The following is a 23,428-nucleotide window of genomic DNA, read 5'->3' as shown; positions in this document are numbered from 1 at the left end:
GCGATCGCATCGGAAATTCCCGGTTCGTCGTGCTGATTCGAGAAATCGGCGGGAGGCTAGCGCCTCCCGGTTGCGGCTCCCTTAAGCACGGCGCATCGCGAGCCCGCACGTCGGACGGCGGTCTCTGGATTGGGTCGCGACAGGGCCGGAATGGGTTCGCGAAAACCGCGGGCGACGGCGGAAAAATGGTCAACAAAAAGGGGCGGTCATGCCGCCCCGAGAAGTCCGCGCGAGCGCGGGCCGGATAGATCTCGTCCGGGTCTCGTCCAATCCAGCCGCGCCCCGTGACGCGGCGGATTGAACATCGGGCAGAAAGGCGCGAACGCCGATCGGCTCAGGCTTCGTTCGCCGCGATCGATTCCATCAGCGACACGAGCTGACGCTGCACCGTCTGGTCCTTGATCTTGCTGTAGGCGCGCAGCAGGCGGAGGCTGAAGGCCGAGTCCAGGAAGAGCAGGCTCTCGACTTCGCGCGCCTTGTTGTCGCCGTCATAGAAGAAGGTCACGGGCACATCGAGGGCGGTGGCGATCTGCTGAAGCCGGGCCGCGCCGACGCGATTGACGCCCTTCTCGTACTTCTGGACCTGCTGGAAACTGACGCCGAGCTTCTCGCCGAGCTCGGCCTGCGAGACCTTCATCTCGACGCGCCGCAGACGGATTCGCTTGCCCAGCTCAATGTCCGGCTTGCCGGCACTGCGCTGCTTCATTCTCTTCGCCGCTGTCTTCATCTTTTTTCTCATCGGTCTTCGGTTGAAAACCCCCCGAAGAGCTGGGTCAGGGGTTCGCCCATATACTCGTCCTTGAATTCATGCGGGTGCACGAACTCTTCCTTAAACCACGGGAAGCGCGCCGGATTGAAGGCTTCGATCAGCCAGTCAATCATGTGCCGCACGCGCGGAATCCGGCCGCTACTGGGATGGTAGGACAACCAGATATCCAGCGGTCTGTTCAGCTCGACCTCCAGTGGAATCAACTTCCCGCCAAGCGCAATGGCGTAGCTCGGGAATACGCCGATTCCGGCGCCATTCGCGACCGCCCAGTAGTTGGCGCTCGAGACGTTGGTCTTCATGACCAGAAGGTCACGTTCCGGAACGCCGGGGAAAAAGCTCTCGAAAGTTTGCTTGGCGGCGAGCTGGTCGGCGAACTGCAGCACCAGGCGGTGCTTGATCAACTCCATCGCCGAGCGCGGCGCGCCATGTTTCGAAATGTATTTCTCGGAGGCCCAGAACATCAGATGCATGCGGCCGAGCCGCACCAGCTTGACGTCGAGCGCGGAGGGCCGCGACAGGTGAATGGCGACGTCGGCCTCGTGGCGGGAGACGTCGGCCGAACGCATCGCGCAGTGCAGGTCGACCAGGATCTTCGGATAGGTCTGCTGGAATTCGACCAGCCGGGGGGCGAGCCAGAATGTGCCAAGTCCCTCGGTGACGGCGACGCGGACCTCGCCGGACAGGGCGTTCGCCGTCGAATCGCTGGTGCGCAGCACGTCGAACGCGGCCGCCTCCATTTGCTCGACGGCGGAGACCACCAGCGCGCCTTCGTCGGTCAAACGGGTGCCGTGGACGTCGCGGGTGAACAGGGTGGTGCCGGTCTGGCGTTCGAAATCATCGATCCGGCGGCGGACGGCGTTGATCGACAGCGACAGGCGCTCGGCCGCCGAGCGGAAACTTCCGCATCGGACGACTTCCAGGAAAATGCGCGCCGCATCCCAGTCCGACAGGCCGCTGATGTTTGTCTTTGGGCGTTCCTCCAGTGGAACGCCCCTTTCCGCCAAGGAGTGCATACAAGTCCCTTCGGGTCGCTAAACTGGCAGAATCTGGGGCAAACCACAACCACGGCGGGTTGGGGAACGACGAGTTTTGAACGTCATCCTTACTACGCCGCACGTGGTATTCTGATGCTGCCAGAGCCGGGAACAAGGGTTGGAATCGGGCAAACCATCGCCCGTATGAGGGGTGTGGCGTGAGTTCCGTTGTGAGCCGCGACAGGGCTGCGGGATCGTCGGCGCTGTCCGCAATGAACGTACTTGCGCGAGAGCCGGTGCCTTCCGCGATGGATCAATTGCAGCACGCCAGGCGTTTTACGATTGAGGGTTTTACGATCGAGGGCTTTACGATCGAGGGCGTTACGACTGAGCGTTTCGACGGCCGGCGGCGCGACGCAATACGCGCCGGAACCGCGGTTTCAAGGCAGAAACACACTGAAATCATATTCGGGGGCGCAGCGGCCTCGTGTTATCCTCGACGCTCCATGGGGGCCAAAGAGGTCGTCACAACCACGTCTCACAGGCCGAATTAGCGGAAAGAACGCCGTGTCGCATACAGACGAACAGTTGCAGTCGGTGCTGGAAACGCTCGAAGAGTGCCGCAGGGTGCTCAACGAGAGCAACAGCCGTGAGTCGGCCGAGCTGCTGTCCATCGTCATCCTGGACGTGCGGATGAAGCTCAAAGGAATTGACGGTGCCGATCTCAAGGCGCTGTGCGACGAAATGCTGCGGACGGCCACGAGCGAACCGCAGCCCCCCTCCAAGCAGACGCAGGACCAGCCCCGGCGTCCGCTGCTCCGCGTGGTGAAGTAGCCGCGCCGCCGAGTTTCGCTTTTAGGCGAGATTTGTGCGTGTCCCGATGCCGCATCTGTGATTACAGACGGCATCGGGAGGAGCCCTGGTTTTGTGCGCCTCTGTTGCGCATTCGCTGGCATCGGCTACACCAGAGCCGGTTCGGCTCCGGGCCGCGCGCATTCCCCGCGCGCCGCACCGGCGCCTGAGATGGCTCCGACTGCATCATGCAAAATGTTTCGATCCCGGCGGCGCTGATTGCCGGCCTTGTCAGCTTCCTCTCCCCTTGCGTCCTGCCGCTGGTTCCGCCCTACCTGATCTATCTGACGGGCGCGACGATCGAGCATGTCGAAAGCAACGAGCCCGCATCAGCCTCCAAACGCGCGATCATGATGTCGGCGCTCCTGTTCGTGCTCGGCTTCTCCACGGTGTTCGTGGCGCTCGGCGCCAGCGCCTCGCTGATCGGCGGGCTGATCCGCGCCTGGTCGGCCGAACTCTCGATCCTCGCCGGCATCGTCATCATCGTCATGGGCCTGCACTTCCTCGGCCTGACGCGCATCGGCCTGTTGATGCGCGAGGGACGCTTGACCGCGCCCAAGCCCGTCGGCCTCTGGGGTGCTTATGTGATGGGGCTCGCCTTTGCCTTTGGCTGGACGCCCTGCATCGGCCCGATCCTCGCCGCGATCCTCTCGGTCGCCGCCGCCGAAGCGACGGTGACGAAGGGCGCCGGCCTGCTCGCGGTCTATTCGGCCGGCCTCGGCATCCCCTTCCTGATCGCCGCCCTCATGATCGAGCAGTTTTCAACCCTGTTCGCGCGCATGAAGGGCCATCTCGTCAATGTCGAGCGCGCCATGGGCGTCCTGATGGTGATCACCGGCATTGGATTCCTCACCGGCGCGGTCTCGAATGTGAGCATCTGGCTGCTGGAGACGTTTCCGGCGCTGCAGACGTTCGGTTAGGCGTCCGCCGCAAAACGCGCCAGCGCGGCGCGGTCGATCTCGATCCCGAGGCCCGGCCCCTCGGGCACCCGCACGACGCCCCTCGCGTGCTCGATCGGCTCCTTCAAAATCGCCTGCCGGATCGGATGCTCGGTGCGGTCGAACTCGAGCATCGGTTCGAGCGGTGACAGCGAGGTCGGCGTGTGCGAGGGCAGCACGGCGAGCAGCTGGAGCGAGGCGGCGATCGCGATGCCGGTGCCCCAGACGTGCGGATTGTAGCGGATGCCGAACGCCTCGCTCATGTCGGCGATCTTCTTGCATTCACTCAAACCACCTGCCGCGCAGGTGTCGGGCTGGGCGATGTCGATCGCGCGAGAAGCGAAGAGGTCGCGGAAGCCGAAGCGGGTGAATTCGCATTCGCCGCCTGCGATGGGGATCGAGAGCGCCGACCGCACCGCGCGAGAGCCTGCAACATCCTCCGGCGGCACCGGCTCCTCGAACCATCCGATGTCATGGCGTTCGATCATGCGGCCGAGCCGGATCGCCGCGACCGAATCGTAGGCGTGGTTCGCATCGACCATCAGCGCAACATCGGGGCCGATCGCCTCGCGCACCGCGCGGGTGATTGCGGCATCCTCCGCGATGCCGAAACCGACCTTCAGCTTCACGGCGCAGAATCCTTCGGCGGCATAGCCCGCCGCTTCCTCCGGCAGATAGGTCAGCGGATCGCCTGACTTGCGCCGGTAGAGACCGGTCGCATAGGCCGCAACCTGCTTGCGCGCGGCGCCGCCGAGAAGCTGATGCACGGGCACGCCAAAATGCCTGCCCTTGATGTCCCATAGCGCGATGTCGATACCGCTCATCCCCTGGATCACGACGCCCTTCTGCCCGTGATCCCGCAGGCGCGCGTAGACCATCTGCCACAGCACGTCGGTGCGCAACGGATCCTCGCCGATCAGCCATGGTTCGATGTTGCGAACCACCGCCGCCGTCATGCGTGCCGGACCGTAGCATTCGCCCCAGCCGACATGACCGTCGTCAGTCTCGATCTCGACGAGCATCGCGGTGCGCGTGTCGTACCAGGCGCGCGAATAGGCGAAGGGCTGCGACAGCTTCGCTTCGAGAATGTGCGTGCGAACCCTTGTGATCTTCATTGCCAGCCTCCGTTCATCGCGCCTCGTCCAGCGCGCAAATCACCGTGCAGACCACGCCGCGTGGCAGGAAGTCGACCGTTGCCTCGCCGCCGAGCTGGTCGCGCGCGCTGCGCTCGATCAGGCGCGAGCCGAAGCCGCGCTGCACCGGCGCCGTCACCGGCGGTCCGCCGGTCTCGGTCCAGATCAGGCGCAGCCGCGGCTTCGGCGCCTCGGCAAGGACCTCCCACTCCAGCGTCACCCGGCCGGTCTCGTTGGACAGCGCACCGTATTTCGCGGCGTTGGTGGCGATCTCGTGCACGATCATCGACAGCACCACGGCGAGCCGCGGCGACAGCGGCACCGCGGGGCCGGCCATGCGGATGCGCTCTGGATTGTTCAGCAGGAACGGCTGTAGCGCGCGGGCGATCACGTCCCGCAGCTCGGAGCCCGCCCATTTCTCCTGGCTCAGCAAATTATGCGCCTCGGCCAGCGCGCCAAGCCGGCCCTCGAATTTCGTCCGCTCGTCCCGGCTGGCGCTGCGGAAGGTCTGCACCGCGATCGCCTGCATCAAGGCGAGCGTGTTCTTGACGCGATGGTTGAGCTCGTCGATCAGGAGATCGTGCAGCATCTCGCCGCGCGCGATCGTGGTCGCCATCCTGACCGCGAAGGTCAGGCCGGTCAGCAGCAGGATGCCCCCGATCAGGCTGGTGATCGCGATGTTGCGCCAGAGCGGCGCGATCAGCGAGCTCTCGGCGACGCCGGCCACGATGGTCCAGCCGGTCAGCCGCGACCTCGTATAGACGGTGGACAACGCAACACCGTCGAGCGAAACCGTCGAGAGTGCGGCTTCCGGCGTGCGCAACATACTCTCATACAGCGTGCCGGTAGCCCGTTTGCCGAAGATCTCCGTAGGTTTCGGCGTGCGCGCGAACACGAAAGCCTTGGTGTCGAGCAGGGAAACCGTCCAGTCCCGGTCGGGCCGCTGCTTTTCGACCAGGTCCTGAAAGATGCTGATCGGCGGACTGAAGCAGAGGTCGTAGATCACTTCGCCGTCGCGGAGCACCGGAACCTCGACCGTAAGCACTGGCCGGCCGTTGATCGCGCCGGTGAACAGGTCGGAATATTGCGGCGACCTGGTCGCAAACACCTTCTCGATGATCTCGAGATGACCGCGGGGCGGCAGGCTCGCGGTGTCCTCGGTCGCAGAGGAAAACAACAGCCGGCCCTTGCGATCGGAGATCAGCACGAGGCCACCCTTGCCGTACTGGTCGACGAAGCCGAGCGCGATGCGGCGGAAGCTCTGGAAGTCGTCGTTGCGCAGCGAATTCGTCAGCGCAAGCACCTGCAAGCCGCCGGTCATCCGCTGCACCTCGGAATCCAGCACGAGGCGCATGCTGCGCACGTTCTCCAGCACGCGGCGGGTCGCATCGTTGCGGTCCTGCTTGTAATTGTAGACCGCAATACCGACCGCGAAGACGATCAGCGGCAACATCGTTCCCGTGACCAGAAGAGCGAGCCGGACCGGCAAAGTGAGCTTTGACAAACGCGGGCGTCCCGGTTCCAGCGCAGGGGAGCGCCGGATTTATGATTTTGGGAGACCATAGGGGCGGGATTTGCGCTGCGCCATAATTTTTCGCGTCCGGACGAGCCGCCCAGGGACAAGATTTTGCAGCGCAGTCCGCGGCTGCCCCTCAGCTCATGCTGATTGCGGTCAGCAGCAGGCACATGGCGTAGACGGCAGCCAGGCTGAGCCCGGCGATCCGGGCCTCTCGATACGATTTCATCACTTCAACTCCCGGAGAGGGCGGCCGCCTTCAAGGGCGGCCCCCTTACACCTGGATCAATCAATTTCCTGAACGACGGTGCGCGAGCCGGGATCGACGAGCATCACGTGATCGCCGGAGTAGACGTAGCGATACTTGGTCAGCGACGGACCCCAGTCTGCGGGAACGGCCTCGAGTTCGACGTCGCTCGGCACGGCCGCACCGACAACGATCTTTTCCTTCGTCGTCACCGGACGGACGCGGTGCTCGGTGACGTAGGATTTGATCTTGGTTCGGTACTGCGGCTCGATCTGAACGGCCGCCGCGTGGCCCGTCCCGGTCGTCGTCACGACGGTCGATTGCGCGAAAGCACCGGTCGACATCAGGACCGCCGCGGCGGAAAGCAGGAACAACTTCTTCATCTCGTTCTCCTCGTTTGAAGATGCGCCGCAACAACCCCTCATCGCCGACAGCGTTCCCGACGCTGGGAACTAATTGCCGCTTTTTCCCGTTTATAGCTCACCGGGTTGAACGGCTCGGGCTCTGGAGGAGGACGACAAATGAAGTTGAAGATAGTAACTGCAGCACTGATGCTTGCCGCAATATCCCTGCCGGCGTTCGCGGCCGACGAGTTCTACGTCGTGCAGGACGTCAAAACCAAGAAGTGCACGATCGTCGACAAGAAGCCGACGGACACGTCCATGACCGTCGTCAGCCCATCGGGCACGATCTACAAGTCGCGCACCGAGGCTGAAAGCGGCATGAAGACCGTCAAGGTCTGCACGTCCAACTGAGGAGGATGACAAATGCCAGTTCTGATTCTCTGGGCCGTTCCGGCCGTGTTGGTGATCGGCGGCGGCATCTATCTGATCGGCCATTTGCATTAAGCGCAGTGGGAAGCGAGCGGGTCTGTGCGTGCAGCGCACAGGTCCGCAAGCCGTCTGCTCCGAGAGGAGGAGGGCGCCCCTCGGCCTGCCACGCATCGGCGGGAGCGCAAGTTGCAGTGCAGCAGTTCGCGAAAAGGGTGGCCCTGCGACGAAGAGGACCTCCCGCGCACGCGAAATGACTTCCGTCCCGCCGACGTTTTCCATACGCTTCCCTCTCGCAAGCCGCATACCGGCTGCGCTCACGGCCCGGCGACAGGGCCGGAGCATCAAAAGGGAGGGGAGACGATGAAGCGAAGGTCATTTCTCGCTGGGCTCGGCGCGACCACTGCAGCGGCTGCGATCGGCATGCCGTCGATCATCCGGGCGCAGTCGCCGATCACGCTGAACGGCGCGGTCCAGTTCAACGACGACCACGCCTTCAACCGGGCACTGCTCCGGTTCGAAGAGCTGGTGAAGAAGTATTACGGCAAGCCCGTCAACTTCACACTGCACAGGAATTCCTCGCTTGGCCTCGAAAAGCAGTATTTCGAGTACATGTCGCAGGGCAAAGCCGTCGACTACGGCATCGTCTCGCCGGCTCACATGTCGACCTTCGCCAAGGCGGCCCCGTTCATCGACGCGCCCTTCGTGTTCAAGGGCATCGAACACATGAACAAGGTCGTCGAAGCCAATATCCTGGCGCCGATCGCTGACGAAGTTGCGGCCAAGGCCGAGGTCGTTCTGATCGGCTATTCCGGCGGTGGCATCCGCAACATTTTCGCCAACAAGCCGCTCAAGACTGTCGCCGACCTCAAGGGCCTCAAAGTGCGCGTACAGGGCGCGCCGATCTGGTCGAAGACCTTTGCGGCCGTGGGCATGAGCCCGACGGTGATCGCCTATAACGAAATCTACAACGCGATCCAGAACGGCGTGATAGCGGCCGGGGAGAACGAGGCGGCCGGCGTCGAGGCGATGAAGTTCTACGAAGTGGCTCCGCATCTCAACCTGACCCAGCACGCCGTGTCGATACGGCCGATCTGCTTCTCGGTGAAGACGCTGAAGACCCTGCCGAAGGAGTTGCAGGACGCGATCATGAAGGCCGGCAAGGAGGCCGGCGACTATGGTCGTCAGCTGGAGTCGAGCGAAGAGGTCGTCAAGCTCGACACGCTGGAGAAGGCGGGCAAGCTCAAGCGCGTTCCCTTCGAAGAGCGCGACGCCATGAAGAAGCTCGCCGATCCCGTGATGGCCACCTACGCCAAGGAAATCGGCGCGGAAGGCATTTTCGAGAAGATCAACGTCGTCTGAGAACTGTCGCCGCCCACGCGACAGGACGTCGGGGCAAGCCAGACGGCTTGCCCCATTGCATGATTGTGATCCTCCGGAGTCGTAATGACCGAAATATCGATGCCACCGAACCCGTCGCCATGGCGCCGAGCAACGGCGGCCTATGCAAAACTGCTGGAAATCCTGCTCGCCGCCTCTGTCGGCCTTCTGGTCATTCCGGTCACGTTGCAGATCATCTCGCGCTACACGCCTTTGATTCCGTCCTACATCTGGACCGAGGAGATGGCGCGGTTCATGTTCATCTGGACGATCATGATCGGCGCCATGGTCGGCATCAGAGAGTCGCAGCATTTTGAAGTCGACGTCTGGCCTGACCTGTCACGCCGAAGCGAAGCCATGGTGCGGATTCTTGCGCGGCTCGGCGTGCTGGCGCTGGCACTGGTGTTCGTATCCGCCGGCATCGAGTTCACCCGCTTTGCCTGGAACAGAACTTCGGAGCTGGCCGATCTGCCGCTTTGGCTGATCCACGTCGCCTGGCCGGTTGCCGGCGTGACCTGGATCGTGTTCGCCGGTGAGCAGATTGTCGACGAGTTGCGGATTCTGGTTGGGGCAAATCAATGAGCGGCAATGTTCTTTCTGCCGGACAGGCCGCAATGGTCCTGTTCGGGACTTTCGTTGGCCTGCTCATCATACGCGTGCCGGTCGCCTTCGCGCTTGGCCTTGCCTGCGTGCCGATCCTGCTGATCGAGCCGCATCTGTCGCTGATGACGCTCGCGCAGGAAACCTTCAACGCCTACAATTCGTTCATTCTGCTGGCGGTGCCGTTCTTCCTGCTCACCGCCAATCTGATGAGCATCGGCGGCATCACCGACCGGCTGGTCGCGCTGTCCCGCTCGATGGTCGGGCACTGGCCGGGGTCGCTGGCGCAGATCAACGTGGTGCTGTCGGTGTTCTTTGCCGGCATCTCCGGCTCCTCCACCGCGGACGCGGCGAGCCAGTCCAAGATCTTCATCGATGCCCAGACCAAGGAGGGTTACGACCTCTCGTTCTCCATCGCCATCACCGCGGTCTCGGCCGTGCTCGCCGTCATCATCCCGCCCTCGATCCTGATGATCGTGTGGGGTGGACTGATCTCCACCTCGATCGCTGCGATGTATCTCGCGGGCATCGTGCCGGGATTGCTGATCGCCGGCGCGCAGATGGCGACCGTGCATGTCTACGCGACGCGTCGCGGTTATCCGACCTATCCGAAGGACACCTGGAGGGAGATGTGCTGCGCCATCTGGCGCTCGATACCGGCGCTGCTGACGCCGTTCATCATCGTCGGCGGCATCCTGCTGGGGTGGTTCACCGCGACCGAATCCGCCTGCGTCGCGGTGCTTTATTCCGTGGCGCTGTCGACGTTCTTCTACCGTGAAACGGGCGCGCGCGAACTCTACAAGGCTTTGCTCGACACCGGGCGCCTGGCCGGCGTCGCGCTGTTCTGCGTGGGCACCGCGAGCGCGTTCGGCTGGCTGCTGGCTTACTACAGGATTCCGCAGGAACTGCTGGCCAACGTCTCGACCTGGGGCATGGGCGCGATCGGGGCCGGCTTCTTCATCGCGCTATGCTTTCTGGTGGTGGGCTGCTTTCTCGACGCCATTCCGGCGATCATCATCGTCGGCACCGTTCTCGAACCCCTGGCGAAATCAGTCGACCTCCATCCGGTCCAGTTCGCGATCATCTCCATCATATCGCTGGCCTTCGGGTTGGTGACGCCCCCTTATGGCCTGTGCTTGATGATCGCCTGCTCGATCGCGGGGGTGCGGCTGCGCTATGCCCTGAAGGACACGGTGATCATGCTGATTCCGATGTTGCTCGTGCTGGCTGCCGTCATCGTCTGGCCGAGCGTGTCGCTGTTCCTGCCGCGTCTGATCGTACCGGAGATGTTGAAATGAGCGGGGTGTGATCCCGCGGCTCTGACGCAGCGGGATCAGTGCATTTGCCTAGAGATTGCTCTCGGTGATCGCGGCGTAGACCATGCTGCGCAGCTCGCGCCGGAGCGGGTAGGCGCTCGACGGCAGCACCTGCGTCATGAAGATGGTGATCAGCTCTTCGGCCGGGTCGATCCAGAACGACGTCGTGGCCGCGCCGCCCCAATTGTATTCACCGGGGCTGCCGGCGACCAGTGTCTCGGCCGGGCGCATGGTCACGGCGAAGCCGAGGCCGAAGCCAATGCCGTTATAGGTCGCTTCGGAGAACAGCGAGCGGGACACCTCGGGGAGGAAGCGACCGCCCGGAATGTGGTTGGTCGTCATCAGCGCCAGCGTCTTCGGCCCGATCAACCTGACGCCGCCGAGTTCGCCGCCATTGAGCAGCGCACGGCAGAAGGTGAGATAGTCGGCCGTCGTCGAGCACAGCCCGCCGCCACCCGAGATCAAGGACGGCGGCGACAGGAACGAGCTCTTGGCTGGATCGTCCTGCAGGGTCAGTCCCTCGCGCCGCTGGCCGGCATGGAAGGTCATGCCGCCACCAGGGTCGGCCGAGTAACAGGCGGCGAACCGGTGGGCCTTGGAAGCCGGCACGTGGAAATCAGTGTCGGTCATGCCGAGTGGATCGAGGATGCGTTGTTTCAGGAACTGCTCGAAGGGTATGCCGGAGATCTTGCCGACGAGGTAGCCGAGCACGTCGGTCGAGACGGAGTAGTTCCAGGCCTCGCCCGGCGAGAACTCCAGCGGGATTTTCGCAAGGCTCTCGATCATGGTCTGGAGCGTGCCTGATTTCTCGACCTCGCCGATCTTTTCGGCGCGGTAGGCGGCATCGACATTCGAGCGCTGCTGGAAGCCGTAGGTGAGGCCGGAGGTGTGGCGCAGCAGGTCGACGATCAGCATCGGCCGCGCCGGCGGACGGGTCAGGAAGGAAGGTGCGGTGCCGGCGACGAACACGCCGAGATCCCTCCATTCCGGAATGTACTTGGCGACGGGTTCATCGATCGCGACGAGGCCCTGCTCGACCAGCATCATGAAGGCGACGCTGGTGAGCGGCTTGGTCATGGAATAGATGCGGTAGATGGTGTCGTCCTTGACCGGCAGCTTGCGCTCGAGGTCGGCAAAACCCTGCACCGAGCTGTGGGCGATCTTGCCACGGCGATAGACCAGGAGATGCGTGCCCGGGAAGCGACCGGCATCGATGTACCGGCTCTTCAGATGCGCATCGACACGGTCGAGCGCGGCCTTGGACATGCCAACGGATTCGGGCGAGGCGGGGGTGGGGGCGAGCATCAGTTCCTCCGGGCAGTTTTGTCCGACGTTGATAGCCGATATGGCGGTCTCATTCCAAGCCGGTCGCGCTTAACGCCGGCCGGCTGTTTGGTGTAGGCTTCACCTTGGAACGCCTCCAAGCAGCCCAAAAGATCCCCAACGGGCCAACGAGAAAACGCAGGCAAACGCACCATGACCCAGTTCAACGAGACCGAACTCACCGAAGCCGTCGTCCGGAGCTTTGACCGGACACCCGACCCGCGCGCGAAATTCCTGCTCCAGGAATTGGTGAAGTCGCTGCACGATTACGTGAGCAAGACCGGCCTCACCTTCGAGGAGTGGGAATACGCCATCGATTTCCTGACTCGCACCGGCCAGAAATGCACGGACACCCGGCAGGAATTCATCCTGCTGTCCGACGTGCTCGGCGTCTCCATGCTGGTCGACGCGGTCAACCACCGCGAGCGCGAGGGCGCCACCCAGACCACCGTGCTCGGGCCGTTCTATGTCGGCGAGCACAAGGTGACGGCGCACGGCACCGACATCTCTCCGAACAATCAAACCGGCGAACGGATGTTCGTGCAGAGCCGTGTCACCGATCTCAAGGGCGAGCCGCTCGCGAATGTCCCCGTCGACGTCTGGCATGCCGACGATGACGGCTTCTACGACTCGCAGAAGCCGAACTATGACGTGGTCGGCGCCTCGGCGCGGGCGCGCTTCATCACTGATAGCGACGGCCGCTTCTTCTTCCGCACCATCTTGCCATGCAGCTACCCGATCCCGACCGACGGCCCGGTCGGCGAGATGATCGTGCAGACCAACCGCCACCCGATGCGCCCGGCGCATGTGCACTTCCTGGTCAATGCCAAGGGCTACGAGCCGCTGATTACCCACGTCTTCATGGATGGCGACAAATATCTGGATTCCGACGTGGTATTCGGCGTGAAGGATGACCTCGTCGCCAAGGTCGAGCCGCGCAACGACCTTGAGATGCCCGACGGCACCAAGGCGAACGGGCAGTGGCACCTGATGACCTATGAATTCCACCTCAAGCCCGGCGGCGGCATGGCGCCGAAGCCGCTGGGAACCAAGGCTGAGGAGCCCGCCTGACCGTCAGGCGCGAGCAGCGCCCGCCGTCTCTCATTGCCCGATAAAGGCCGCCAGCTCATCAGGCGTCCCCATCGGAAAGGCTTCTTTGATAAAGTCGAGGAAGGCGGATACGCGCGCGCTCAGGAGCCGGCGGGATGGATAGAGCGTCCACAACGCGATCTCTGGTCCCTCGATGTCGCCCCAATGCACCAGCGTGCCGGCAGCCAGGTCGTGACTGACCAGTGACACCGGAAGGCGGGCGGCGCCGACGCCCGCCCGGACCGCATCGCGGACCATGACGAGCGATGACAGGCGCAGGACCGGATCAATCGCGATCCGCGATCTTCCGCCTGGCATCATCACTTCCCAGCTTGTCAGCTGGTCGCCCGCGCCGCGCATGACAGCCGGCACAGCGATGCCGTCCCTCGGTCGTTCCAGGTTTGGGCTCGCCACCACCACCAGCCGATCGCGCAGAAAGATTCGTCCGACAAGGCTGTCATCCGGATCGGGATTGACCCGAATGACGAGGTCATACCCTTCCTCCACCATGTCGACGGAGCGATCTTCCGTCGTGACGTCAAGACGGACCTCCGGGTATCTGAGCGCGAACCCCGCCGCGAGGTTTCCCATTGCAGTCTGCGAGAACAGCAAAGGCGCGCTGATCCGCAAGCGCCCCCGCGGCCTGTCCCCGCCCGAAGCGATCGCTGTCGCCGTCTCGTCAAGCTCGGTGAGCAAGGCCCCCGTCCGCTCGTAAAGGGCGCGCCCTTCCTGCGTGAGTTTCAGGGTGCGCGCTCCCCGTTCGAACAGGCGGAGGTCGAGGGCAGCCTCCAGCTCGGCGACCCGCCGGGACAGGGTGGCTTTCGGGCGTCCGGCGGCCCGTGCGGCCCGTCCGAACCCGCCGTGCCGGGCGACGAGATTGAAGTCAGTGAGTGCGAGCAGGTCCATCGTTCCACCAGTGAGACAGTCCGTCCAGATATAGCGGCTATCTGTTCGTTTGTGGATCACTAATTTCCCTTGTGTCTTCTGACCCAACCCGGAGTGATCCCCATGACCATCCTCGTTACCGGCGCAACCGGCACCATCGGCCGCCACGTCGTCGAACAGCTCGTCAAGCGCGGTGCCGATGTCCGTGCTCTCGCCCGCGATCCTGCCAAGGCAAACCTCCCGGCAGGCGTTACCGTCGTGCGGGGCGACCTGCTCGACGTCGACTCGATCCGTAGCGCATTCAAGGGCGTCTCGACCCTGTTCCTGCTCAACGCAGTGGTGCCGGATGAATTCACGCAGGCACTGATCGCGCTCAACGTCGCCCGCGACGCCGGCGTCGAGCGGGTGGTCTACCTCTCGGTGATCCACAGCGATCGCTACGTGAACGTCCCGCACTTTGCCGGCAAGTTCGGCGTCGAGCGGATGATCGAGCAGATGGGCTTCAACGCCACCATCCTGCGCCCCGCCTATTTTATGAACAACGATCTCACGATCAAGGACGTGGTGACCGGATATGGCATCTATCCGATGCCGATCGGGAGCAGGGGACTCGCCATGATCGACGCGCGCGACATCGGCGAGATCGCGGCCCTCGAGCTCATCCGTCGTGAGCGCGCCGCAACACCGCTTCCGCTCACGCGCATCAATCTCGTCGGTCCCGATACGCTGACCGGCGCGAAAGCCGCCGCCGTCTGGTCGGAGGTTCTGGGCCGCGCGATCGCCTATCCCGGTGACGATACCGCCGGCTTCGAGAAGAATCTCCGGCAGTTCATGCCGAGCTGGATGGCTTTCGACATGCGGCTGATGAGCGAGCGTTTCCTCACCGAGGGAATGGTCCCCGAGACAGGCGACGTCGAGCGCCTGACCGCGCTGCTGGGCCGTCCCCTGCGCTCCTATCGCGACTTCGTCTCCGAGATCACGGCCACTGCCTGACGGCATGGGCACGTCCCCATCACGACAACGAGGACTCCTATCATGACCTCTTCAATCGCCACTGTTCCGGTGAATCCGGGAGGCGCAACGAAGATATTGGTGCTTGGAGCGACCGGTGGCACCGGTCGCCTGATCGTCAACCAGGCGGTGGCGCGGGGCTACGACGTCACTGTGCTGGTGCGTTCCGCAGGGAAGGCAAGTGACATCACGGGGGCGAAGCTCATCGCCGGAGACGCCCGCGACGAAACAGCCCTGCGCGAAGCCCTCATAGGCCGTGACGCCGTGGTCAGTGCGCTGGGTACACCGGTAAGCCCGTTCCGCGAGGTGACGCTTCTCTCGACCGCGACGCGCACGCTCGTGAGCGCGATGAAGGCCGAGCAGGTCTCGCGGCTGGTTTGCATCACGGGGATGGGCGCCGGCGACAGTGCAGGGCACGGCGGCTTTGTCGCCGACAATGTGATCTTTCCGCTTCTCCTCAAGAAGGTGTACGCCGACAAGAACCGGCAGGAAGCGATCGTCAGGGACAGCGGGCTGGACTGGGTCCTGGTTCGCCCCTCGATCCTCAATAACAAGTCCGGCCGAGGCTCGGTTCGGGCCCTGACGGATCTTTCAGGCTTCCATGGCGGCAGCATCGCGCGCGAAGACGTTGCGAAATTCGTGCTCGATCAGGTGCGCAACGATACCTGGCTGCATCGTTCTCCGCTCATCACGTGGTGACCCTTGCGTGGCGACACCCCTGATCAGCGCGCGTGCAACATCGCAAGCAGGACCAAGACGACGCAGGCGAGCGCTGCCGTGGTCAATTTCCAGAACATCAACGGGCTGCGCTCCAATAGCGGCGTGATCCGTGTGTCGAGATAGGCCGGATTGGGCGTGCGAAGCTCGAAGACGAATTCGGACAGATCCTCGTGCCGCTTGTAGGGATCCGGATGGAGCGCACGTCTGAGCGCGCCGTCGACCCAGGCAGGCACGTTGCTGTCGTCATCGGCCGGGCGGTATTTGAGCCTCCGCACGTCCGCCTTGCGCCGGATCCTGGCGATTTGAGTGCCGTAGGGAAGCTTTCCCGTCAGCATCTGGTAGCAGATCACGGCGAGTGAAAACATGTCGGAGCGCGGCGAGCCGCCCTGCCCAAGAAAATATTCCGGCGCCGTGTACTGGACCGTTCCCAGAATTTCGTCGGCCTCGTCCTGTGGCGCGGCCTCCGCGACGCCAGCCACCTTCACCGATCCGAAGTCGATGATCTTCGCGGTGCCGGTCTTGTCGATCAGGATGTTGTCGGGCCTGAGATCCTGATGCAGCATTTCCATGCGGTGGAAGGCGCGCAAGCCCGCGGCGATTTGTTCGACCAGTCTGCGGACGGTTTCGAGATCGGGGCGCGGGTTGTCCGTCATCCATTGCCGCAAGGTCTGACCTTCGACGAATTCGGTCGCGACGTAGAGGTAACCGCGCCGGCGCGACTGTGAGAGCGGTTTGAGCACATGCGGGCTGTCGATCCGGCGCGCGATCCACTCCTCCATCAGGAAGCGCTTGAGGTATGCGGCATTGTCGCGCAAATCGATCGACGGCAGCTTGAGCGCGACCGGCTCCTCGGTCATCGCGTCGACGGCAAGGTAGATATGGCTGCGGCTGCTGGCGTGGATTTCGCGGACGATCCTGTAGCCGTCGAAGATGGCCCGCGGCTCCGGCAGCGGGGGAAGCGGCAGCTGCGAGGTCTGGTTGAAGATACCGGCCGGCTCGCGTTGTGGCACCGCATCGATGCGGAGGATCTGGACCGTGATGTTGTCGTCGCTGCCGCGCCGGTAGGCTTCCTCGACGATCGCCTTCGCCGCCCCGTCGAGCTCGGCTGCATGCTCGCTGAGCGCGCTGGTGACGAAACGCGCGTCGACGAATTCATAGGCGCCGTCGGTCGCCAGCAGGAACGTGTCGCCAGTCTCGATCTCGAAATTCTGGTAGTCGATCTCGAGCTGTGGATTGATGCCGAGCGCACGGCCAAGATAAGTCTGCTCCGAGGACACGATGATCCGGTGATCGTCGGTCAGCTGCTCGAGCGCCTTGCCCGCCACGCGGTAGACGCGACAGTCGCCGACGTGGAAGATGTGCGCGGTGGTCGCCTTGATGACCATGGCGCTCAGCGTGCAGACATAACCCTTGTCGCGGTCATAGGCATATTGGCTCTTGCGCGTCTGCGCGTGGAGCCAGGAATTGGTCGCGTCGAGCACGCGGCGGGCGGAGGTCTTCACCGTCCAGGATTCCGACGTGCAGTAATAGTCCATCAGGAAGCTCTTGACCGCCGACTCGCTGGCGATCTGGCTCACCGTGCTGCTGGAGATGCCGTCGGCGAGGACGGCCGCAATGCCCTTCAGGCTGAGCATCGGCTCGTCCGGAACGAGGACGCCGTGAAAATCCTGGTTGATGGGCTTGCGACCCTTGTCGGAATGCTGGCCGACCGAGATCTGAAGTCCGCGGGTCATCGTCATCACCGGCAAAGGGGAGCCTCACCCTGATCGGGCGAGGCTCTCCTGTCGAGACGTATCAGGCCGCAATGCGGGGCGACGAGGCCTTGCTCGCCTGGCGCTTCGGCTGGGTCAGGACGTGCGTGGCGTAGAGGGTCATGCCGGTGAAGGCGAGGCCGCCGACGAGATTGCCGAGCACGGTCGGGATCTCGTTCCAGATCAAATAGTCCATGATCGAGAATTTCGCGTGCAGCATCAGGCCGGACGGGAACAGGAACATGTTCACGACGGAATGCTCGAACACCATGTAGAAGAACACCAGGATCGGCATCCACATCGCGATGACCTTGCCGGGGACCGAGGTGGAGATCATGGCGCCGACGACGCCGGTCGAGACCATCCAGTTGCAGAGCATGCCGCGGATGAACAGCGTCGCCATGCCGGCCGCGCCGTGCGCGGCATAGCCGAGCGTGCGGCCTTCGCCGATATTGCCGATCGCCGTGCCGACCTTGTCCGGATCCTGCGTGAAGCCGAAAGTCGTGACGAAGGCCATCATGAAGGCCACCGTAAGGGCGCCTGCGAAATTGCCGACGAAGACGAGGCTCCAGTTCCGCAGCACGCCGCCGAAGGTTACGCCGGGGCGCTTGTCGATGAGCGCCAACGGCGCCAGCACGAACACGCCGGTCAAAAGGTCGAAGCCCAACAAATAGAGCATCGAGAATCCGACCGGGAACAGCAACGCGCCGATGAGAGGCTGGCCGGTGTTCACGTTGATGGTGACGGCGAACCATGCCGCCAGCGCGAGGATAGCGCCGGCCATGTAGGCGCGGATGATGGTATCGCGGGTGGACATGAAGATCTTGGATTCGCCCGCATCCACCATCTTGGTGACGAATTCCGAAGGCGCGAGATACGACATCAATGGTTCCTTTTGCTCGTGTGAGAATAGCGTGGCGGTTTCGGACGGTACCGTTGTCGAGATGCTGCCTCCGCACGAGCCGGTGAACCGGCAATCTGCGGACCAAAGGAATTCGGAATCTCGCTTGGGATCGCGTGACGACGACTGTGCCCGATGGGCCCAGCGAAGCAATATTGCTCTCCCCGAGTTTCAGCCTTTGGAGGCCTCAACATGTCGGCGGACCGCAGTCGTCGTTGACTGAGTGGTTACTGTGCAAGCAATCCACGTGCCAGATGACGGGCCATGCATCGCGACCGAGTGCTGGCGCGGTTACAGTGTGTTTTGCGCCTTCCATATGTCGAGCGGACCATCGATGGACCAAGGTTCCGAGAGGCACGAAGTCAGGCCTGCCCAATTTTTGTGCGACGCACAAGAACTGGGCTGTTCGCCAAATTTGACGGCGCGCGGAGATTTGCCAACAGAGAGTCGCTTCGGCGCAACGCTCTGTTTTTGCTTGGCATCGTCGATTTCTTCGCTTTGGCACGCTTCTTGTTTGAGAATGCGCGACGCCATCGATGCCGTCCCTCGAAGATCTCCATCCGAATTGTGACTTCTGCCATCCGGGGCTTCCCCGGAGACGCGCCGCCGTGCGCGTCGTGCGGTCGGCATGTGCGGATGGTCGCTCCGGTCACAAAGGATCATCACATTCAATGACGAAGCCAATTGATCAGTCCTCGCGCAGCAGTCGTCACGGCCACCATCTTGGCGGAGCCAGCGCGAACGCGCTCATGCTCCTCGACCGCCGCACGTTCCTCGCCGCAGGCACCGTCGCCGCGGCGTTTGCGGTCGCTCCCGGCCGCGTCCGCGCCGCCGCGCTCAAACCCGAGAAGGAAGAACTGAAGCTCGGCTTCATCAAGCTCACCGACATGGCGCCGCTCGCGGTGGCCAAGGAGAACGGGTACTTCGAGGACGAAGGTCTGTTCGTCACGCTGGAGGCGCAGGCCAACTGGAAAGTTCTGCTGGACCGCGTCATCAGTGGCGAGCTGGACGGCGCGCACATGCTGGCGGGCCAGCCATTGGCGGCCACGATCGGCTTTGGCACGAAGGCGCACATCATCACGCCGTTCTCGATGGACCTCAATGGAAACGCCATCACGGTCTCGAACGAGATCTTCGCGATGATGAAGCCGAACATCCCGAAGGATGCGAGCGGCAAGCTCGTGCATCCGATCAAGGCCGATACGTTGCGTCCGGCGATCGAGAAGCTGAAGGCCGACGGCAAGTCTTTCAAAATGGGCATGGTCTTCCCGGTGTCGACCCATAATTACGAGCTGCGCTACTGGCTCGCTTCGGGCGGCATCAACCCCGGCTATTATTCGTCCGGCGACGTGACCGGAACGGTCGGCGCCGAAGCGCTGCTGTCGGTGACGCCGCCGCCACAGATGCCAGCGACGCTCGAAGCCGGCACCATCAACGGCTACTGCGTCGGCGAGCCCTGGAACCAGGCCGCCGTGTTCAAGGGCATCGGCGTGCCCGTGATCACCGATTACGAGATATGGAAGAACAATCCGGAGAAGGTGTTCGGCATCACCGCGGCCTTTGCCGACAAGAATCCAAACACCGTGCTGGCCCTGACCAAGGCGCTGATCCGCGCCGCGATGTGGCTGGACGAGAATGCCAACGCCAATCGCGCCAAGGCCGTCGAGCTGTTGTCGAAGCCCGAATATGTCGGCGCCGACAAGGCGGTCATCGCCAACTCGATGACCGGCACATTCGAATACGAGAAAGGCGACAAGCGCTCCATTCCGGACTTCAATGTGTTCTTCCGCTATTTCGCGACCTATCCCTACTATTCCGACGCGGTCTGGTATTTGACGCAGATGCGCCGCTGGGGGCAGATCGCGGAGGCCAGGGACGACGCCTGGTACGAGGCGACGGCCAAGAGCGTGTATCGTCCGGATATCTACCTTTCCGCGGCCAAGCTTCTGATCGCCGACGGCAAAGCGAACAAGGACGACTTCCCCTGGGAGAGCGAGGGTTATCGTGCGCCGACCTCGGAATTCATCGATGGCGTCACTTACGACGGTCGCAAGCCCAACGCCTACATCGATAGCCTGAAGATCGGTCTAAAGGGCAAGCAGAAGATCGACGGTGCCAAGGTCATCGACGGCTGACGCGCATGAGCCGGGCCGCCGTCAGGCCGGCCCGGTCTCCTCACTCGAAGTCGGGCGATGAACGCCGAGGGACAAGACTATGGCAGCGGCTACCGACTACATCGACCTCAGCGCAGAGGAGCGCAAGCGTGCCCGCCGGGAGCGGGTGTTTGCGCGCATCAATGCAGCAGCGATTTATCTCAACATTCTCGGATTGGGATGGCTCGTGCCGCTGGCCCGCATTGCGGCCGGCGACAGCGTCAAGCCGCAGTTGAAGGAGCTACGCCAGGGATTGCTGGTGCCGCTGATTGGCATCGGTGTCTTCCTTCTGGCATGGGCCTGGGCCGCGCCGCGGGTCAAGACGTCGCTCGGCGCCATCCCGGGGCCGGCCGAGGTCTGGACGCAGGCCGGAAACCTGTACGCCGACCATCTGGCGGAGCGCGCCAAGCGGGCGGCCTTCTACGAACGCCAGGATCAACGTAACGCCAAAGTGGTGGCTGACGGTCATCCCGAGGATGTCCGGCATCGTGGCTATGCCGGCAAGCCAACTTACTTCGACCAAATACTAACCAGTCTCATGACGGTGGCGCTCGGCTTTGCCGTGGCGACGCTTGTTGCCGTGCCGCTCGGTATCCTGTGCGGCCTCTCGCGGACCATGAACAGTGCTCTCAACCCCCTGATCCAGATATTCAAGCCGGTATCGCCGCTTGCGTGGCTCCCGATCGTGACCATGGTGGTCTCGGCGCTTTATGTGAACCCGTCGGAGTTGCTACCGAAGTCGCTGGTCATCTCCGCCATCACGGTAACGCTGTGTTCATTGTGGCCGACATTGATAAACACCGCGCTTGGAGTGGCTTCGATCGACAAGGACCTGCTCAACGTCGGCCGCGTCCTGCAGCTGCCGACATGGCGCACCGTCACCAAGCTGGTCCTGCCAAGTTCGCTGCCGCTGATCTTCACCGGATTGAGACTCTCTCTCGGCGTGGGCTGGATGGTGCTGATCGCGGCGGAAATGCTCGCGCAGAATCCGGGCCTTGGGAAATTCGTCTGGGACGAGTTTCAGAACGGCTCGTCGCAGTCGCTGGCCCGGATCATCCTGGCTGTGCTGACGATCGGGATCATCGGCTTCCTGCTTGATCGCGTGATGTACGCGCTCCAGTCCGCTTTCACCTTTTCCAGCCAGCGCTGAGGCCCTGATGTCGTTCCTGTCGCTGAAGGGGCTCCGCAAGGGCTACGGTGCCGGCGCCAAGCGCACCGACGTGCTGTCGAATGTCAATCTTGAGGTCGCCGAGGGCGAGTTCATCGCCATCGTGGGCTTCTCGGGCAGCGGCAAGACGACACTGATCTCGGCGATCGCCGGGCTGGTGCAGCCGGATGCCGGCGAGATCACGCTCAAGGGCAAACCGGTCGCGGGGCCCGGCCCGGACCGCGGCATCGTCTTTCAGTCGTACTCGCTGATGCCGTGGTTGACGGTACGCGGCAACATCGCTCTCGCTGTCGATCAGGTGTTTGCCCGCGAAAGCAAGGCTCAGCGCGCCGGCCGCGTCGACCGCTACATAGACATGGTCGGGCTTACGCACGCGGCGACCCGCCTGCCGGCCGAACTGTCCGGCGGCATGCGTCAGCGCGTCGCCGTTGCCCGTGCGCTTGCAACCAGCCCTGAGATATTGCTGCTCGACGAGCCGCTATCGGCACTCGACGCGTTGACCCGCGCCAAGCTCCAGGACGAGATCGTCGACATCTGGTCGCGCGACAAGCGCACCGTGGTGCTGGTTACGAATGACGTCGACGAAGCGATCCTGCTCGCCGATCGCATCATTCCGTTGTTGCCGGGCCCGAACGCGACGCTCGGGCAGCAGTTCAAAGTCGACATCCCGCGCCCGCGCGACCGGTCCTCGATCAACGAGGATCCGCATTTCAAGCGGCTGCGGCAGGCCGTCACCGGCTATCTCCTTGACGTCGCGAAAGAGCGCTCGGCCGATGCCGATGCGACGGTTCGTACGCTGCCCAACGTCGTATCCATCACACAGATGGACAAGCCGCCGACGGCCTATCAGAAGGCGGCTGCTACGGTGACCATCAACACCGACCGCTATCTCGAATTCTCCCGGCTCTCGAAGGTCTATCCGACGCCGACGGGGCCGCTGACCATCGTGGAGAACTTCGATCTCAAGGTTCGCAAGGGCGAGTTCATCTCGGTGATCGGTCATTCCGGCTGCGGCAAGTCGACGGTGCTGTCGATGACCGCAGGTCTCAACGAGGTCTCCCTCGGGGGCATCATTCTCGACGGCCGCGAGGTAACGACGGCCGGTCCAGACCGAGCGGTCGTGTTCCAGGCGCCTTCATTGTTTCCCTGGCTGACGGCGCGCGAGAACGTTGCGCTCGGTGTTGACCGTGTCTATCCGCACGCCACGCGGCGGCAGCGCGACGAGATCGTCGACTATTACCTCGAGCGGGTCGGGCTTGCGGATTCTTTCGACAAGTCGGCTGCGGCAATGTCGAACGGCATGCGCCAACGAGTCGGCATCGCGCGTGCTTTCGCGCTGTCGCCAAAATTGCTGTTGCTGGACGAGCCGTTCGGCATGCTGGACAGCCTCACCCGCTGGGACCTCCAGGAGGTACTGATGGAGGTCTGGAAGCGCACGCAAGTGACGGCGATGTGCGTGACCCATGATGTCGACGAGGCGATCCTGCTTGCCGACCGCGTGGTGATGATGACCAACGGACCATACGCCCGGATCGGTCACATCATGGAGGTCGATATCCCTCGGCCGCGCACGCGAAAGGCTCTGCTCGAGCACCCCAATTACTACCGATATCGCCGCGAGTTGCTCGATTTTCTCGAAGCTTACGAGCATGGAGCCGTGTCAAAGGCGCCGACGAAACCAGCGGTCAATCCGGAAGCGGCGTGAGCAGGCGCGCATGCACGTTCAAATCGGTTGCATCAAGCTCAATCCTTGTGCGCCGCACAGGGATTGAGCGAATCGCAAAATTTGCGTGCGAAATAGTCCTGCGAAAGTCCGGAGCACTACGAACAAGCTCCTGAATCTCTTGCGTTTCCGGAATGCGGGCAGTTGGCACGGAAATTGAAATACCAATCGCGACGCCAACGACGACGTCCCTCAACATCATCAATCAG

Annotated in this window: 23 protein-coding genes; 12 read left to right on the top strand and 11 right to left on the bottom strand. The window is 63.2% G+C overall.

Annotated features, from left to right (window positions below):
- Positions 1-334: 334 nt before the first annotated feature.
- The gene (locus tag AC0L2F_RS04565) at positions 335-706 is read right to left on the bottom strand and encodes a helix-turn-helix domain-containing protein (RefSeq protein WP_026233304.1); all 372 of its coding nucleotides are present in this window, start codon (positions 704-706) and stop codon (positions 335-337) included.
- Between the two features lie 29 nt (positions 707-735).
- The gene (locus AC0L2F_RS04560) at positions 736-1,782 is read right to left on the bottom strand and encodes a LysR family transcriptional regulator (RefSeq protein WP_063993246.1); all 1,047 of its coding nucleotides are present in this window, start codon (positions 1,780-1,782) and stop codon (positions 736-738) included.
- Between the two features lie 528 nt (positions 1,783-2,310).
- Between AC0L2F_RS04560 and AC0L2F_RS04555 the strand changes: the two genes are divergently transcribed.
- Positions 2,311-2,577: a hypothetical protein gene (locus AC0L2F_RS04555; RefSeq protein WP_473247632.1), complete on the top strand. Its 267-nt coding sequence runs from the start codon at positions 2,311-2,313 to the stop codon at positions 2,575-2,577.
- A gap of 206 nt (positions 2,578-2,783) precedes the next feature.
- The gene (locus tag AC0L2F_RS04550) at positions 2,784-3,515 is read left to right on the top strand and encodes a cytochrome c biogenesis CcdA family protein (protein WP_473247631.1); all 732 of its coding nucleotides are present in this window, start codon (positions 2,784-2,786) and stop codon (positions 3,513-3,515) included.
- On the opposite strand, the gene AC0L2F_RS04545 is transcribed toward AC0L2F_RS04550, so the two are convergent.
- The 3 genes from AC0L2F_RS04545 to AC0L2F_RS04535 form a co-directional block, all read right to left on the bottom strand.
- Complete coding sequence (locus tag AC0L2F_RS04545; protein ID WP_473247630.1) at positions 3,512-4,648, bottom strand: mandelate racemase/muconate lactonizing enzyme family protein; 1,137 nt, start codon at positions 4,646-4,648, stop codon at positions 3,512-3,514. The genes AC0L2F_RS04550 and AC0L2F_RS04545 overlap by 4 nt on opposite strands.
- A gap of 13 nt (positions 4,649-4,661) precedes the next feature.
- On the bottom strand, positions 4,662-6,119 hold the full coding sequence (locus tag AC0L2F_RS04540; RefSeq protein WP_473247803.1) for a sensor histidine kinase: 1,458 nt from the start codon (positions 6,117-6,119) through the stop codon (positions 4,662-4,664).
- Between the two features lie 348 nt (positions 6,120-6,467).
- Positions 6,468-6,812: a DUF1236 domain-containing protein gene (locus AC0L2F_RS04535; protein ID WP_063993242.1), complete on the bottom strand. Its 345-nt coding sequence runs from the start codon at positions 6,810-6,812 to the stop codon at positions 6,468-6,470.
- 138 nt (positions 6,813-6,950) lie between these two features.
- Here AC0L2F_RS04535 and AC0L2F_RS04530 point away from each other — a divergent pair, with 138 nt between their 5' ends.
- The 4 genes from AC0L2F_RS04530 (at position 6,951) to AC0L2F_RS04515 (ending at position 10,477) form a co-directional block, all read left to right on the top strand.
- Positions 6,951-7,184, top strand: a complete 234-nt coding sequence (locus tag AC0L2F_RS04530; protein WP_007607722.1) for a hypothetical protein — start codon at positions 6,951-6,953, stop codon at positions 7,182-7,184.
- A 378-nt stretch (positions 7,185-7,562) separates the two neighbouring features.
- A complete protein-coding gene (locus AC0L2F_RS04525; RefSeq protein WP_473247629.1) occupies positions 7,563-8,561 on the top strand; it encodes a TRAP transporter substrate-binding protein in 999 nt (332 codons plus the stop codon).
- Between the two features lie 84 nt (positions 8,562-8,645).
- Positions 8,646-9,161, top strand: coding sequence for a TRAP transporter small permease (locus tag AC0L2F_RS04520; protein ID WP_473247628.1), 516 nt, complete (start codon positions 8,646-8,648; stop codon positions 9,159-9,161).
- Positions 9,158-10,477, top strand: a complete 1,320-nt coding sequence (locus tag AC0L2F_RS04515; protein WP_007607727.1) for a TRAP transporter large permease — start codon at positions 9,158-9,160, stop codon at positions 10,475-10,477. The genes AC0L2F_RS04520 and AC0L2F_RS04515 overlap by 4 nt, the downstream gene beginning before the upstream one ends.
- A gap of 48 nt (positions 10,478-10,525) precedes the next feature.
- Here the strand turns inward: AC0L2F_RS04515 and AC0L2F_RS04510 are convergent, their stop codons facing one another.
- Positions 10,526-11,800 (bottom strand): serine hydrolase domain-containing protein, encoded by a 1,275-nt coding sequence (locus AC0L2F_RS04510; RefSeq protein WP_473247627.1) that lies wholly within the window; start codon positions 11,798-11,800, stop codon positions 10,526-10,528.
- A 171-nt stretch (positions 11,801-11,971) separates the two neighbouring features.
- Here AC0L2F_RS04510 and AC0L2F_RS04505 point away from each other — a divergent pair, with 171 nt between their 5' ends.
- On the top strand, positions 11,972-12,889 hold the full coding sequence (locus AC0L2F_RS04505; RefSeq protein WP_473247626.1) for an intradiol ring-cleavage dioxygenase: 918 nt from the start codon (positions 11,972-11,974) through the stop codon (positions 12,887-12,889).
- Between the two features lie 30 nt (positions 12,890-12,919).
- Here the strand turns inward: AC0L2F_RS04505 and AC0L2F_RS04500 are convergent, their stop codons facing one another.
- Entirely contained in the window at positions 12,920-13,813 is an 894-nt protein-coding gene (locus tag AC0L2F_RS04500; protein WP_473247625.1) for a LysR family transcriptional regulator, read from the bottom strand.
- Between the two features lie 102 nt (positions 13,814-13,915).
- Between AC0L2F_RS04500 and AC0L2F_RS04495 the strand changes: the two genes are divergently transcribed.
- Positions 13,916-14,785, top strand: a complete 870-nt coding sequence (locus AC0L2F_RS04495) for an SDR family oxidoreductase (protein WP_007607740.1) — start codon at positions 13,916-13,918, stop codon at positions 14,783-14,785.
- Between the two features lie 42 nt (positions 14,786-14,827).
- A complete protein-coding gene (locus tag AC0L2F_RS04490; protein WP_063993236.1) occupies positions 14,828-15,502 on the top strand; it encodes an NAD(P)-dependent oxidoreductase in 675 nt (224 codons plus the stop codon).
- A 23-nt stretch (positions 15,503-15,525) separates the two neighbouring features.
- Here AC0L2F_RS04490 and AC0L2F_RS04485 read toward each other — a convergent pair whose 3' ends face one another.
- From AC0L2F_RS04485 to AC0L2F_RS04475, 3 genes are all read right to left on the bottom strand, one after another.
- Positions 15,526-17,262: a bifunctional protein-serine/threonine kinase/phosphatase gene (locus AC0L2F_RS04485; RefSeq protein WP_035973908.1), complete on the bottom strand. Its 1,737-nt coding sequence runs from the start codon at positions 17,260-17,262 to the stop codon at positions 15,526-15,528.
- Positions 17,263-17,317: 55 nt separating this feature from the next.
- Entirely contained in the window at positions 17,318-18,157 is an 840-nt protein-coding gene (locus tag AC0L2F_RS04480; RefSeq protein ID WP_007607755.1) for a formate/nitrite transporter family protein, read from the bottom strand.
- 309 nt (positions 18,158-18,466) lie between these two features.
- The gene (locus AC0L2F_RS04475) at positions 18,467-18,709 is read right to left on the bottom strand and encodes a hypothetical protein (RefSeq protein ID WP_473247624.1); all 243 of its coding nucleotides are present in this window, start codon (positions 18,707-18,709) and stop codon (positions 18,467-18,469) included.
- 137 nt (positions 18,710-18,846) lie between these two features.
- On the opposite strand from AC0L2F_RS04475, the gene AC0L2F_RS04470 reads away from it, so the two are divergent.
- From AC0L2F_RS04470 to AC0L2F_RS04460, 3 genes are all read left to right on the top strand, one after another.
- The gene (locus tag AC0L2F_RS04470) at positions 18,847-20,310 is read left to right on the top strand and encodes a CmpA/NrtA family ABC transporter substrate-binding protein (protein WP_473247623.1); all 1,464 of its coding nucleotides are present in this window, start codon (positions 18,847-18,849) and stop codon (positions 20,308-20,310) included.
- Between the two features lie 79 nt (positions 20,311-20,389).
- Positions 20,390-21,478: an ABC transporter permease gene (locus tag AC0L2F_RS04465; RefSeq protein WP_473247622.1), complete on the top strand. Its 1,089-nt coding sequence runs from the start codon at positions 20,390-20,392 to the stop codon at positions 21,476-21,478.
- A gap of 7 nt (positions 21,479-21,485) precedes the next feature.
- A complete protein-coding gene (locus AC0L2F_RS04460; RefSeq protein WP_473247621.1) occupies positions 21,486-23,201 on the top strand; it encodes an ABC transporter ATP-binding protein in 1,716 nt (571 codons plus the stop codon).
- Here AC0L2F_RS04460 and AC0L2F_RS04455 read toward each other — a convergent pair.
- Positions 23,182-23,421: a hypothetical protein gene (locus AC0L2F_RS04455; protein ID WP_473247620.1), complete on the bottom strand. Its 240-nt coding sequence runs from the start codon at positions 23,419-23,421 to the stop codon at positions 23,182-23,184. The genes AC0L2F_RS04460 and AC0L2F_RS04455 overlap by 20 nt on opposite strands.
- Positions 23,422-23,428 lie beyond the last annotated feature (7 nt).

This window comes from Bradyrhizobium sp. Ken64 (assembly GCF_055807555.1).
The sequence above is the reverse complement of the archived record's forward strand: the minus strand, read 5'-3'. Positions and strand labels throughout refer to the sequence as shown.